General features: G+C 73.3%; 10 protein-coding genes. All 10 read right to left on the reverse strand.

The features are described 5' to 3' along the window. Positions 1-64: 64 nt before the first annotated feature. Positions 65-2392 (reverse strand): SpoIIE family protein phosphatase, encoded by a 2328-nt coding sequence (locus OG422_RS20525; protein WP_405744163.1) that lies wholly within the window; start codon positions 2390-2392, stop codon positions 65-67. 85 nt (positions 2393-2477) lie between these two features. After that, positions 2478-3161 (reverse strand): class I SAM-dependent DNA methyltransferase, encoded by a 684-nt coding sequence (locus OG422_RS20530; RefSeq protein ID WP_405744165.1) that lies wholly within the window; start codon positions 3159-3161, stop codon positions 2478-2480. A 223-nt stretch (positions 3162-3384) separates the two neighbouring features. Beyond that, the gene (locus OG422_RS20535) at positions 3385-4113 is read right to left on the reverse strand and encodes a DUF402 domain-containing protein (RefSeq protein WP_405744167.1); all 729 of its coding nucleotides are present in this window, start codon (positions 4111-4113) and stop codon (positions 3385-3387) included. A 121-nt stretch (positions 4114-4234) separates the two neighbouring features. Next, positions 4235-5656: a class II fumarate hydratase gene (locus OG422_RS20540; protein ID WP_405744169.1), complete on the reverse strand. Its 1422-nt coding sequence runs from the start codon at positions 5654-5656 to the stop codon at positions 4235-4237. Positions 5657-5799: 143 nt separating this feature from the next. Next, complete coding sequence (gene hemC / locus OG422_RS20545) at positions 5800-6735, reverse strand: hydroxymethylbilane synthase (protein WP_405744170.1); 936 nt, start codon at positions 6733-6735, stop codon at positions 5800-5802. 184 nt (positions 6736-6919) lie between these two features. Next, complete coding sequence (locus OG422_RS20550) at positions 6920-7942, reverse strand: acetamidase/formamidase family protein (RefSeq protein WP_405744172.1); 1023 nt, start codon at positions 7940-7942, stop codon at positions 6920-6922. Beyond that, positions 7939-9627 carry an amino acid permease gene (locus OG422_RS20555; RefSeq protein WP_405744174.1) on the reverse strand — a complete coding sequence of 563 codons (1689 nt, stop codon included), beginning with the start codon at positions 9625-9627 and terminating at the stop codon, positions 7939-7941. Before OG422_RS20555 ends, OG422_RS20550 begins: the two co-directional genes overlap by 4 nt. Positions 9628-9965: 338 nt before the next feature. Further along, complete coding sequence (locus OG422_RS20560; RefSeq protein ID WP_405744176.1) at positions 9966-10592, reverse strand: hypothetical protein; 627 nt, start codon at positions 10590-10592, stop codon at positions 9966-9968. A gap of 61 nt (positions 10593-10653) precedes the next feature. Then, positions 10654-11376, reverse strand: coding sequence for a hypothetical protein (locus tag OG422_RS20565; RefSeq protein ID WP_405744178.1), 723 nt, complete (start codon positions 11374-11376; stop codon positions 10654-10656). A 706-nt stretch (positions 11377-12082) separates the two neighbouring features. Beyond that, positions 12083-13780 carry a fumarate hydratase gene (locus tag OG422_RS20570; RefSeq protein ID WP_405744180.1) on the reverse strand — a complete coding sequence of 566 codons (1698 nt, stop codon included), beginning with the start codon at positions 13778-13780 and terminating at the stop codon, positions 12083-12085. Between the last annotated feature and the right edge of the window lie 180 nt (positions 13781-13960).

Genomic DNA, 13960 nt, shown 5'->3' on the forward strand with positions numbered 1-13960 from the left:
GCCCCGCCCGGCTGCCCGGACGGGGCTCCATACCGCCGCACGCGCCATGCGTCCGGCCGGGTGATCAGCGCGCCGCGGCGCCCGGCGGCATCGACAGCTCGAACCACACGACCTTGCCCATGCTCAGCCGGGTGGCGCCCCAGCGCCGCGCCATGCGGTTGACGAGATACAGCCCGCGCCCACCCTCGTCCGACGGCCGCGCCTGCCGCAGCCGCGGCAGCTGCGGGACGTCGTCACCGACCTCGCAGCGCAGCACATCCGTCCGCAGCAGCCGCAGCGTCACCGGCCGCTCCGCGTACCGCACCGCATTGGTGACCACCTCGCTGACCAGCAGCTCCACCTGATCCGTCAGCTCCTCCAGGCCCCAGCGCGACAACGCCCGCCGGGCCAGCCGACGCGCCTGCCCCGCCGTCTGGGCCTTCGGATCGAGATACCAGTACGCGACATCGCTGGGTGCTATCCCGTCGAACCGCGCCGCCAGCAACGCGATGTCGTCATCACGGTCGCCGGGGCCGAGCATGTCCAGCACCTCGTCGCAGAGCGGCTCCAGCGGCGGCGGATTCGGGCCCGTCAGCCGCGCCGTCTCGGCCAGCCGCTCCCGCAGCTGCTCGATGCCGGTCCACACGTCCCGGATCCGCGACTCCACCAGACCGTCGGTGTACAGCACCAGCGTGGCGCCCGCCGGGGCGTCCAGCTCCACCGCCTCGAAGTCCACGCCGCCGACCCCGATCGGCGCGCCCGCCGGGACCCGCAGCACCTCCGCCCGGCCGCCGCGGTGCAGCATCACGGGCGGCGGATGCCCCGCGTTCGCCACGATGATGCGGTGCGCCACCGGGTCGTACACCGCGTACAGGCACGTCGCCATGCGGTCCGAGCCCAGCCGCTGCGCCTGCTCGTCGAGGTGGTGCAGCACCTCCTGCGGCGGCAGATCCAGACCGGCCAGCGTCTGCGCCGTCGTCCGCAGCTGCCCCATGATCGCCGCCGACGTCATCGAATGCCCCATGACATCCCCGACGACCAGCGCCACCCGGCTGCCCGGCAGCGGAATCGCGTCGTACCAGTCGCCGCCCACCCGCGCCGTCTCCGCCGCGGGCAGATAGCGGCTCGCCAGGCGGACGCCGGTGGGCTGCGGCAGCGAGTCCGGCAGCATCGTGCGCTGCAACGCGTCGGCGATGTACGCCTCCCGGCCGTAGAGCACCGCCTTGTCGACGCCGAGCGCGGTGTGCGTCGCCAGCTGCGCCGCGACCAGCAGATCGTCGCCCTCGAACGCCGGACGGTCCGGGCGGCGCAGGAACACCGCCGCGCCGATCACCCGGCGGCGGCCGCGCAGCGGCGCCAGGATCACCCGGCGCCCGCCCGGCAGTTGGGTGCCGTCGCCCAGCAGCTCCGGCAGTGCCGTCCGTGCCGCCGGGACATCGCCGAACAGCGGCCGCACCCCGCGCAACACCTCTGCCAGCGGCCCGCCCGTCAGCACCTCGGCCAGCTCCGCGGCGCTGCCGCCCATCGCCGGGCCCAGATCCGGCTGCGCGGGCAGCACCGGCAGCCGGATGCCGTTGGTGTCCGGCTCCTCCGGGATCCGGTCGGTACGCCGCAGCCGCAGCACCATCGGCTCGGTCGGCCGCTCGTCGCCCACCGGCAGCGGATCGCGCAGATACACCAGGATCGCGTCGGCGAACGTCGGCACCGTCGCCCGGCAGAGCCCCAGCACGATCTCGTCGAGGTCGATGCCCCGGGCGATCCGCCGGGTGGCCGCGCCGATGAACCGCAGCCGGTCACCGCCCGCCTGCCGGGCCGCCGCCACCTCGTCACCCTCGCCCGGATGGTCCGCCCGGGCCGGAGGCACCGGCGCCGCACCCTCGCCCGGCACCACCGCGCCGCCCGCCGGACCCGTGGGCGGCGGGACGAACGCGCCGGATGGCCCGTCGTCGCCCGGCGGCCGCGACCGGCCACCCTCCCGCGGCCGCCCGATGCCCTCGGCCGGTACGTGGCCGGTGCCCGGCCGCGGCTCACCGGGGCGCGGCTCGCCCTGCTCCGGCGGCTGCGCCCCGCCGACCGCGCCGCGCGCCGCGAGTCCGTCGTCGTACGGGGCGTGCCCGCCGGCCGTACGGGGACGGCCGTGGCCCGCGACCGGCTCGCCGCCGCCCGGTCCGGCACCGGCCGTGACCAGCGGGGCGTCCGGCGGTCCGGCGGCCGCGCCGTTCTCGCCGCGCACGGCGAAACCGGCCCCGGGCGGCGGCGCGAAGCCCGCCGCCCCCGGCTGCTGGAGGGCGCTGCGCGGATCGGGCACCGCGCCGAACGGCGCCGAGGAGCCCGGGCCCCGTGCAGGGGACGCCGAAGGAGCGGCAGGCGGGACCGGCTGCCGCAGGTGGTGGGAGGTTGGGTGCTCCGTCACGCGTGGGATTCCATCCGTCCGGGGCTGCGCGCCCGACGCGCCGCGTGTCAAGTGCGCCGGGGCGACGCGCCTGACCCGCTGCGTCTCAAGCGCGTCGCAGGTGCAGAAAGAGCTGGATCTCGGGTGGTACGTCCGTACTGGCCGGGGCGTACGCGTAGGAATCCTCCCCGGCGATGTCGAAACCCGCGTCGCGCACGACACGGCGCAGGTCCTCGCGCAGGAAACCCGATACCCGGATCGAGTTGCCCAGGAACGGAATCGTGAAGTCGTCCACATCGGCCTCGACCATGGACAGGGCCATCACCCCGCCCGGCCGTAGCAGATCATGCAGCATCCGCAGCGCGTAGGGAATCTCCGCGCGCGGCAGCAGCAGCAGGGTGAAGTACGCCGTGATCCCGTCGAACGACCCGGGGCCGCCCAGCGAACCGTTTCGCAGCTCCGCGACGTCCAGCCGGTGGAACTCCGCCCCGGGGACATTGTCCCCGGCCAGCTTGACCATCGAGTGGGAGAGGTCGATGCCCACCACCCGATGGCCCGCCTCGGCAAGCTGATGGGAGGTGGGCAGACCGGTGCCGCAGCCGACGTCCAGCACCCGCGAGCCGGGCGGCAGTTCACCGGCCAGCCATGCGGCGGACGACACCTGTCCGTCCTTGTGCGGGAACGCTTCGTCGTAGCGGTCGCCGATCGCGTCGAACGCCTCGGCCTGGCCCGCCCGGTCCAGAGCTAACCGGTTCAGGCCCTCGTACTTGTCGTAGTTGTCAGCGCTCACGACCTCGCCTCTCCTGCGACCGCGGTCAAGTTCGGTTGTATGGGGTGGAGTTGCGCCTGTGCAGTCTCGCGGAGGACGATCCTACGGTTCGTGGCCCAGGGCATAGCAAGGGGGCTCGGCACCCTGCCCGCCAAGCGGGCGGAGGAGTTGCCCATAGGCGCGTCTTTCCACCGTTCGCCCCGTTCACTCGCCCGTCTCCGCCTTTCCTCTCTTCGCCCGCTCACTACCGCAAACGCTCGGGGACACGGTCCCAGTCCTGCGGCAGCGACGGCAGCTCCCATGCCGGATCGGGCCTCCACTCCTCCCAGCCGTCCCGGAACGGCGCGTCCCACGCGGCGATCCGCTCCACCGCCGCCCGGCCCGCGGCCCGCACCCGCGCTGCCTGCCCCGGTGGCATCAGCCCGTCCCGCTGCGCCTGGTCGAACTCGTCCTCGTCCCGCCACTCCCAGCTGCGGTCCGGGTAGACGCACAGGTCGAGGAAGTGGTCCTGCGAATCGATGCCGTCCGCCCAACGGGCGCGCGGCTCCTCCAGATTCACGTACCAGTTCTTGAACTGCCACTCGCGCTCCCAGAACAGCCACACCGACCACGGCTCGCCGGGCCGCGCCAGCTTCAGCACGCCCGTACCGAACCAGCGGTCGTACGAGATTCGCCGCGGCTTGGTGTACCGCGTCGCCAGCGGCTCGCGGTGCACCGCGGTGCCGTCGGCCATCACCGGCTTCACACAGGCGGTGCCGGGCGCCATCCACACCGCCAGCAGGTCTTCGGTGTCCCGGACCACCGTCACCGGGCGGCAGATGTGGAAGCGTGCGGCGTCGGCGTTGTCGCGGTACCGCCACAGGATGTGAGTGCCGGGCGCCCACCGCGCGGCCGGTACCGCCGCCCGCCGCGGCCCGGGAGCCTCGTGCCCGGCCGGCGCCCCCGCCGTGGTCCCCGCCCTCTCCGCTGTCATGGCCAGATCTTAGGGCCTGCCGCGGCCCTTTCGCCGTCCGCCCACAGGGTGCCGCGGGCGGCGGCGCGAGGCAGGGCCGGAAGGGCGCCGGCGTACGCCGTGACGCGGGACGCCCGCGCCGTCACGGGTGCGTCATCCGCAACACGTCGAGCGCCTCGTCAAGTTGCGCGGCCGTCAGCAGCCCCCGCTCCACATAGCCGCCCTCGTCGACCACCTGACGGATCGTCTTCCGTTCCGCGAGCGCTCTCTTGGCGACCTTCGCGGCCTCCTCGTACCCGAGGTACTTGTTGAGCGGGGTGACCACCGACGGCGACGACTCGGCGTACTCGCGGGCCCGTTCGGCATGGGCGGTGATGCCGTCGACCGTGCGGTCCGCAAGCAGCCGGGCGACGTTGGCCAGCAGGCGGATGGACTCCAGGACGTTCTTGGCGATCACCGGGAGCATGACGTTCAGCTCGAAGTTACCGGCCGCACCGGCCGCGGCGACCGTCGCGTCGTTGCCGGTGACCTGCGCGGCGACCATCAGCACCGCCTCCGGGATCACCGGGTTGACCTTGCCCGGCATGATCGAGGAGCCGGGCTGGAGATCGGGCAGGGCGATCTCGGCGAGGCCGGTGCGCGGGCCCGACGCCATCCAGCGCAGATCGTTGGCGATCTTCGTCAGGCCGACCCCGATGGTCCGCAGCTGACCGCTGATCTCCACCACGCCGTCGCGCGCGCCCTGCGCCTCGAAGTGGTCGCGCGCCTCGGTGAGCGGCAGTCCTGTGGTGCGGGCGACCCGCTCGATCACCGCGGCGGAGAAGCCGGGCGGGGTGTTGATGCCCGTGCCCACCGCCGTGCCGCCCAGCGGGAGTTCGGCGAGCCGGGGCAGCGAGGCATGCAGCCGCTCGACGCCGTACCGTACCTGCGCGGCGTACCCGCCGAACTCCTGCCCGAGCGTCACGGGCGTCGCGTCCATCAGATGCGTCCGCCCCGACTTGACCACCTCGGCGAACTCGGCCGCCTTGCGCTCCAGGGCGGCCGCGAGATGGTCGAGCGCCGGGATCAGATCGCGGGTGACCGCCGCCGTCGCCGCGATGTGGATCGACGACGGGAACACGTCGTTGGACGACTGGCTGGCGTTGACCTCGTCGTTGGGGTGGACGTCGCGCCCCAGCCGCTCGCTCGCCAGCGTCGCGATGACCTCGTTGGCGTTCATGTGGGAGGAGGTGCCGGAGCCGGTCTGGAAGACGTCGACGGGGAAATGCTCGTCCCACCGGCCCGCCGCGACCTCCTCCGCGGCTTCGGCCACAGCCCGCGCCACCTCGGCGTCGAGCACGCCCAACTCGGCGTTGACCTGGGCCGCGGCGGCCTTGATATGGGCCAGCGCCTCGATATGGGCCCGCTCCAACCGCTGCCCGGAGACGGGGAAGTTCTCCACCGCCCGCTGGGTCTGCGCCCGCCACTTCGCGTGGGCGGGCACCCGCACCTCGCCCATGGAGTCGTGCTCGATGCGGTACTCCGCGCCCGCTGTGCTGTCCTGCCGTGCCGTCCTGTCGCTCACCTTCGCCACCTCCGACGGGCACAGCGTCCGGCGGCTCCGCGGTGTTCCCGACGACCGTGGGTTACCGCTGGTAATGCCCCGTGCGGGCTACATTCCGGCGCTCCCCCGGGGAGCGCCGGAAACGGGCGCGGTGACCGCCGGACTCAGTGCGCGATGCCGTCGATCAGCTCGCGGGCACCCTGCCGCAGCAGCGCCACCGCCACCGACGTGCCCAGCGTCGCCGGGTCGAGGCGCCCGGCCCACTCGTGGGCGTTGAGGACCGTCTTGCCGTCGGGCGTGAACACACAGGCGCGCAGCGACAGATCGCCGCCGCGCTCGGCGCGGGCGCACCCGGCGATCGGGGAGTTGCAGTGCCCCTGGAGGACGTGGAGGAACATCCGCTCCGCCGTCGCCTCCCGGTGGGCGGCCGGGTCACCCAGGGGGCTGATGGCGTCGATCAGTTCCGTGTCGCCCTCGCGGCACTGGAGCGCCAGGATCCCGGCGCCGATCGGCGGACACATCGCGTCCGTGGACAGCACCTCGGTGATCACGTCCGGACGGCCGATGCGCTCCAGACCGGCGACCGCGAGCAGCAGCGCGTCCGCGTCGCCCGCGGCCAGCTTCTCCATCCGGCGGTTGGCGTTGCCGCGCATCGGTACGCACTCCAGATGCGGGTGCGAGGCGGCGAGCTGCGCCCGGCGGCGCACCGAGGAGGTGCCGATACGGGTCCCGGCGGGCAGCTCGTCCAGGGTGAGCCCACCGGGGTGGATGAGGGCGTCGCGCACGTCGTCACGCTTGAGGAACGCGGCGAACGCCGTCCCGGCGGGCAGCGGCCGGTCGGCGGGCACGTCCTTGACGCAGTGCACCGCCAGATCGGCCTCACCGGCCAGCAGCGCCGCGTCGACCTCCTTGGTGAACGCGCCCTTGCCCTCGACCAGCGACAGATCGCCCAGCCACTTGTCCCCGGTGGTCTTCACGGGGACGACCTCGGTGCGCACCTCCGGATGGAGCGCGGACAGTTCGGCGCGCACCCGCTCCACCTGGGCGAGCGCCATCGGCGAGTCACGGGAGACGATGCGGATCAACTCAGGTGCGGACATGGGTCCACGATAGGACGTCGGACCCGGGGGCCGTACGGCGGCGGGCCGTGGTTCCCGTACGGGTCCGGGGGTTGTCCCGTACGGGACCGGGCCGCGGTATCCGGGGCGCCCCGGCGCGCGGGACGCCCGGTGCGCCGGCCCCGCACGCCCGTGGCACCCGGTGGCACCCGGTGGCGCCCGGTGGTCAGCGCAGCGCGGCGGCCCGCCTGCGGAGTTCGGCGTGCAGCCCGCCGTGCACCTCGGCCGGGGGCAGCCACTCCTTGCGGAGCTTGGCGACGCAGGTGTAGTTGCTGTCGCAGACGTTGGCCAGCGGCGACTCCACCGCCTGCGTCACGAACTGGTACGCGTCCAGCTCGCTCAGCCCGAAGTCCCGCGCCAGCCATTGCACCAGGTCCAGCTGCGAGATGCGGAAGGCGTCCTCCAAGGGGCGCGCCGAACCGGTCGAGATCAGATGGGTGTCGGACTCGATGCGCGGCCAGGGCGTTGCGACGCCCTTCAGCAGCTCCACGATCACCACCGTGTGCATCGCCGTCTCGACGGCGACGCCGCAGGTCTCGCCCTCGCCCTGGCGCGCGTGCCCGTCACCGAGGCTGAACAGCGCGCCCTCGACGTTCACCCCGAGACAGCAGGTGACCCCCGCGCGCATCTCCGGGGTGTCCATGTTGCCGCCGTGCGCGTCCGGGACGAGCGCGGAGCGCACCTCCAGGTTGGCCGGAGCCACCCCGACCGTGCCGTGCATCGGCTCCATCGGGAGCGTCAGCGTGTGGTCGCTGTCCCGGGCGGTGAAGCGGCACAGCCGCCGCTCCCGGTCGAGCTGCCAGATCCACACCGCCTCGGGGAGCGGCGGATGCAGCGCGGCGGTGGCGTGGGTGGCGGTCAGCGCCCCGAAGAGCGGCACGGTCGTCGACGCCGCCCAGTCCCGGCGCGGTTCGACGGAGACGAAGTGCACCGCCAGGGTGTCCCCGGGCTCGGCGCCCTCGACGTGGAACGGCCCGGTCTGCGGATTGACGTACGGGAACGCGCAGACCCGCGAGACCAGGTCGTCGGCGGTACGCACCCGCCCGCCGAAGCAGTCCTCGGTGTACACGTCCAGGACGGTGCCGGGCGCGATCCGCGCGACGGGCGGCGCGCCGCCGAACGTCCAGGCGTACTCCTGCGCGGTGGGCCGGACGGTGAGCACGCGCGGGTCGTCGGCGGGGTCGGTCATCGGGACTCCTCATCGTGGGGCGGATCGGACGGCTCGGGCGGGGCGCCGGGCCGGGACGCGTCCGGGAGTGCGGCGGGGCCGGACGCGGCGGGGCGTGCGGGGGAGTGGGGCGCGCCGGGGCGCGCCGCCGGTTCGGACGCGCCCGCCCGCGCGCCGTCCGCCGGGGCCGGGCCGGTGGCCGGGCCCGCCTCCGGACCCGCCTCCGGACCCGCCTCCGCCTCGATGCCGACGAGTCCGGTCACCGCCAGCGCGTCCGGCCGCCGACGCCACACCACCGTGACCACGACCAGCCCGACGGCCGTCCAACCGGCCACCCCCGCACCCGCGTACGAGACCGGCGCGGTCAGTTTCTCGACGAACGGGAACGCCGGGATCCCGGCGGCGGTGAGCAGCGCCGGGGTGAACGCGGCGATGCCCAGCAGCGGGAGGAGCAGATGGCGCATCGGGCGGAACGCGGCGCGGCGACGGCGCAGGAAGTACCCCGCGCAGGCGGCGTTGGTCAGCAGATAGACCGCGATGATCGCGGTCACCACCACCGTCGCCAGCAGCAGGAACGCGGTCCTTGGGCCGTACGCCCGGCCGAGGAGCAGCGCCGCGCCCAGCGCGATCACGAACTGCGCCGCCAGCCCCACGACGGGCGAGCGGTGCACCGGATGCACCCGCGCGAACGCCCGGGGGAAAAGCCCGTCCCGGCCCAGCGCGAAGGCCGTCCGGGTCGAGGCGTTGGTGGCCGCATTGGCGTTGGCGACCGTCGAGTTGACCACCGCCAGGAAGATCAGCACCCAGAACGCCCCATAGGACGCGCGGGCCACCCCGTCCCAGGACGCCGCCCCGGACGGCCCGAAGGAGGCGAACGCGTCCGGCCCCACGTACACCGTGATCGCGTACGTCGTCAGGACGAACAGCAGCCCGACGGAGAGCGCCGCCCCGAGGACCGCGCGGCGCAGCGTACGGCGCGGATCGCGGGCCTCCTCCGCCAGCGGCGCCGCCGCCTCGAACCCGGCGAACGCCAGCACGGTGTAGACCGAGCCCGCGATGACACCGGACAGCCCGGGGTGGTCCGGCGGGGTGTGCGACGTCCCGAACACCGTCAGGGTGTTGTGCCGCCCGGCGGCCGCGATCAGCAGCACCGCGAGCACCACGAAGACCAGCACCTCGAACACGCCGAGGACGGTGCCGAACCGCGCGGACGCCCGTATCCCGTAGAACCCCGTCACCACGATCACCACCGCCCCGGCGACCACCCACGGCCACCACAGGTCCGCCGGATATCCGGGCCACTCCTGGTGCAGCGTGTCCGCGACCGTGAACCCCAACTGGAGCAGCAGCAACGCCGGTACCAACGCCTCGACCAGCAGATACGTCCAGGCCACCAGGAAGCCGACGACGGGGTGCAGCCCCTGGGCGCTGTACGTCGCCACCGAACCGGCCGACGGCAGCTGCCGGGCCAGCTCCGCGACGGACGAGGCGGTGAACAGGCAGGCCACCAGAGCGATCAGCACCGACAGCGGCAGCGCCCCGCCCGCGTACGCCGCCCCCGCCGGGATCGACACCGCGACGGCGGCGGCCGGCGCCATCGACGTCACACTCTGGAACAGCACCTCCCGCAGCCCCACGGCGTCCCGCCGCAGCCCCGGACCGGCCCCGCCCGCCCGTCGCCGCCCCGCGCGTCCCTGCTCTGCCACGGCCGCTCCTCACGACGTCGTCGGACCCCGCAGCGTAGGGAGGCGGCCCCGGTGACGGAAGACGCCATACGGTCATGCCGCCGACGCTCCCCGGGGGGCACCGGTGCCGACGGCCGAAATCGCTTCGCGGGCCCCGGTGTGGAAGGGTGGAATCTCGTCGAAAGCACCTCGGTGAAGGGAGAAGCGCATGTCCTCGAAGCGACGCCGCAAGAAGAAGGCACGCAGCAAGAACGGAGCCAACCACGGCAGCAGGCCCCAGTCCTGAACCGTCGGCTCCATCCCGACAACGCCGATGCCTCGCCCCTGTGTTGGGGGCGGGGCATCGGCGCGTGCGAGGGCTATGCGCCGGGTGGGGCACCGGGCGCGCCGGGCGGTGCGTACGGCGGCGTCTGCGTCCCCGGAGGCGCGTACGGGGGCGGCACATCGGTCCGCCGCCGGGCCGCCCGGTCGTACAGCGCCAGCGCGACCGCGCCGCCGAAGAACACGACCGCGACCATGCCTGCGAGGACATGAACCTCACCCGAACGGAAACGGTTGATCGCCGCGGCCCCGGTTCCGATGCCCATGGCCACCAGGGCGCCGATCTGCCGTGATCGCGCCCGGGGATTCGGAGCCTGCGCCAAGGCGCGCCGTACATCCGGAGGCGGCGGGCCGAAGCCGGGCGCCGGCGCGAGGCCCGTGGTGCGGTGCATGACCAGGGACGTCGGCCCGCCCCGCGAGGTCTCCCACCGGGTGACGGCGCAGCCGTACCGGTGGCCGAGCAGCGCCGTCTCCTCGGCGGACATCCCCGTTCCGGTGACCCGGACCTTGACTTCCGGCCGCCCGTCGAAGGAGCGGAGGATCTCCTCCCGGCGTCTGCGGCGCCGGGACGAGGTGCCCACCGTGCCACTCCAGAGGGAGACGGCGATGGCGCACACGGCGCCGCACGCGAGGACGATGAGGACGGCGTACAGCGCTGTTCTCATACCGCGGACCCCTGATCGACCGGACGACGACACGGCGGCGGCGGCACCCTTCCCACCCCGGTCACCCGGCGGCCCCGACCGCCACGGCACCGGCCACCGGGCCATCTGGAGCTCCGTCCCGCGTCCCCCTCGGCACGAACCGCACGCTTCGCAGAAACGGCAACAACAGCGCGCAATAGTCCGCCCAGTGGTCGGTGCTGGGGGTGTTGAACGTCACCGTGGCCAGCGTCTGCGCCCCGGGGACGGCGTCCGGCGGTACGGGGATGAAGACCTGGAGTTGGGACACGTCGAGGGCGGCACCATCGCTGGGCGCACCGGACGCGCCCGCCGGGTCGGCCGCGCCGGACGTTCCCGTGGCTTCCGCGGATATCCGCAGCGGCTCCGGCCGCCGGACCGCGAGCGTCGCCGGGCCGCACGGCAGCGTCAGGGTGCTGACCTCCGTACCGGAGCCGTGTTCGGCGAGGACGGCGCCCATGCCCGCGACCGCGGCAGCGGTGTCCCGATAGGCGAGCGGGGAGAGTCCGAGGGTCAGGGTCCCCATCGACCAGGCGCCGCGGAACCGGCCGAAGCAGGTGGCGGCGTAGCGGATGCCCGTGGCCGCGAGCAGCGCCGATGCCCTCGCGTACTCCGTGGTGAGCCGGGCGATCCGTCCGGACGGCGGACCGGCCCCGCCGTCGACTTCCAGGCGCGCTCTCACCTCGGCCTCCGCCTGTTCGGTGGAGAGCCCGGGAACGACCTCCCGGAAGACCGACGGAATCTCGAAGGCGACGCCTACCGCACTCATTCGACTCACCATGATCGCTGGACTATCGACTATCGCTGAATTGCTGCCTCGCCACCGTCCGGCCGTGGCCCGCGGGGACGGTCCGCACGGCGGCATCGGCCGGTGGCCGATGCCGGGGAGAGGGATACCGGGGTGGGGCTGCTTCGCGGTGCCGCGTCCGCCGCGCCGGTATTCCCGCCGGAGGATTTACGGAATGGCGGGCCGGGCGCGGGGGAAAGGGCACCGCGCAGGAGGAGAACCGGGCGTTCCGCGCTGTGGGACGGGCCCCGGCAGGGCCGTGAGCGGGCGGCCGTCGGCCTCGTGACGCGCGGGACACGGCGCTCAGGGAACGGGAGAAAAGGCCGCGCTGTGGCGGCGCGTCCGGCGTTCGGCTCGATTTCTCGGCAGGTCCGGCCGTCCGGCGCCGACCGTGAAATCCCTGGAATCGAACCGGTACATCGATGACTCCCGTACGACGAACCGCGCAGCGACCGGCATTCCCGGCCGATAAAGCCATCAGAGGCTAACACGGTGATATTGCGTGCCCGTGCCCGCGTCGCCGCGTGCAACTCCCGTACGGAAGTGGGGAATTCCCCGGAATCGGGCGCCGGGGGAAATACCGGCAGAACGCGTCCGGCCGCCACCCCGCACGGGGTGACGGCCGGACCGGCGGGGCGCGCCAAGGGCTGCGCGGGGCGCGCGCGGCACCCGCGTACGCCCCTGGCGACTACACCCCCTGACGCACCGGAATGCTGGTGAACGTCGGCGCGGGCGCCGGGTCCTGGAAGAAGTCGTTGCCCTTGTCGTCGACGACGATGAAGGCGGGGAAGTTCTCGACCTCGATCCGCCAGACCGCCTCCATGCCCAGCTCCTCGTACTCCAGGACCTCGACCTTCTTGATGCAGTCCTGGGCGAGGCGGGCCGCCGGACCGCCGATGGAGCCGAGGTAGAAGCCGCCGTGCGCCGCGCAGGCGTCGGTGACCTGCTGGGAGCGGTTGCCCTTGGCGAGCATGATCTTCGAGCCGCCGGCCGCCTGGAACTGCTCGACGTACGCGTCCATCCGGCCCGCGGTCGTCGGGCCGAACGAACCGGACGCGAAGCCCTCGGGCGTCTTGGCCGGACCGGCGTAGTACACCGGGTGGTTCTTCAGGTACTCCGGCATCTCCTCGCCGGCGTCCAGCCGCTCCTTGATCTTCGCGTGGGCGATGTCACGGGCGACGACCAGCGTGCCGGTGAGCGACAGCCGCGTCTTGACCGGGTGCTTGGTCAGCTCGGCCAGCATGTCGTCCATCGGACGGTTCAGGTCGACCTTCACCGCGTCGAGGTCCGGGCCCGCGCCCTTGGTCAGCTCCTCGTCGGTGGTCTCCGGCAGGAAGCGCGCCGGGTCGGTCTCCAGCTGCTCCAGGAAGACACCCTCGGCGGTGATCTTCGCGACCGCCTGGCGGTCCGCCGAACAGGACACCGCGATGGCCACCGGGCACGACGCGCCGTGCCGCGGCAGGCGCACCACGCGCACGTCGTGGCAGAAGTACTTGCCGCCGAACTGCGCGCCGATGCCGATCTTCTGCGTCAGCTCGAAGACCTTCTCCTCCAGCTCCTTGTCCCGGAAGCCGTGGCCGGTCGGCGAGCCCTCGGCGGGCAGCTCGTCCAGGTAGTGCGCGGAGGCGTACTTGGCGGTCTTCAGCGCGTACTCGGCGGAGGTGCCGCCGACGACGATCGCCAGGTGGTACGGCGGGCAGGCGGCCGTACCCAGCGAACGGATCTTCTGCTCCAGGAACTTCATCATGGAGGTCTCGTTGAGGACCGCCTTCGTCTCCTGGAAGAGGAACGACTTGTTGGCGCTGCCGCCGCCCTTCGCCATGAAGAGGAACTTGTAGGCGTCACCGTCGTTCGCGTACAGCTCGATCTGCGCCGGGAGGTTGGAACCGGTGTTCTTCTCGTCCCACATGGTCAGCGGGGCCATCTGCGAGTACCGCAGGTTGAGCTGGGTGTACGCGTCGAAGATGCCGCGCGAGAGCGCCTCCTCGTCGCCGCCCTCGGTGAGGACCTGCTGGCCGCGCTTGCCCATGACGATGGCGGTGCCGGTGTCCTGGCACATCGGGAGCACGCCCGCCGCCGCGATGTTGGCGTTCTTCAGCAGGTCCAGCGCGACGAACCGGTCGTTGGCGCTGGCCTCCGGGTCGTCGAGGATCTTGCGGAGCTGCGCGAGGTGCGTCGGGCGCAGGTAGTGCGCGATGTCGTGCATCGCCTCGGCCGCCAGCTTGCGCAGCGCCTCCGGCTCGACCTTGAGGAACGTACGGCCGTCCGCCTCGAAGGTGCTCACGCCCTCCGACGTGACCAGGCGGTACTGGGTGGTGTCCGCGCCTACGGGGAGCAGATCGGTGTAGGCGAATGCGGGGCCGGAGGGGCGGGAGACGGGGGGCATGGGGGCCATTCCTCACTCGACAGGGGGTTCCGCTGGCATCTGCGGCAGCACCGACCAGCGTAGAACCCTGACGGGACGCGACGGCTGTGAGGTAAGGCTCAGTCGCCCTGGGGGCGTACGAGGGGCGGCGGCGCGCCTCTGAGAGCCGACCCTGACGCATCCCGGAAGGCTGCCCTGAGG

It is taken from the genome of Streptomyces sp. NBC_01525 (assembly GCF_045040405.1).
GTDB lineage: Bacteria > Actinomycetota > Actinomycetes > Streptomycetales > Streptomycetaceae > Streptomyces > Streptomyces benahoarensis.

Coding starts and splice junctions, on each gene's coding strand:
- OG422_RS20570 (WP_405744180.1), bottom strand. CDS start 13,780: ATGCCCCCCGTCTCCCGCCCCTCCGGCCCCGCATTCGCCTACACCGAT.
- OG422_RS20550 (WP_405744172.1), bottom strand. CDS start 7,942: ATGACCGACCCCGCCGACGACCCGCGCGTGCTCACCGTCCGGCCCACC.
- OG422_RS20565 (WP_405744178.1), bottom strand. CDS start 11,376: ATGAGTGCGGTAGGCGTCGCCTTCGAGATTCCGTCGGTCTTCCGGGAG.
- OG422_RS20535 (WP_405744167.1), bottom strand. CDS start 4,113: ATGACAGCGGAGAGGGCGGGGACCACGGCGGGGGCGCCGGCCGGGCAC.
- OG422_RS20560 (WP_405744176.1), bottom strand. CDS start 10,592: ATGAGAACAGCGCTGTACGCCGTCCTCATCGTCCTCGCGTGCGGCGCC.
- hemC (WP_405744170.1), bottom strand. CDS start 6,735: ATGTCCGCACCTGAGTTGATCCGCATCGTCTCCCGTGACTCGCCGATG.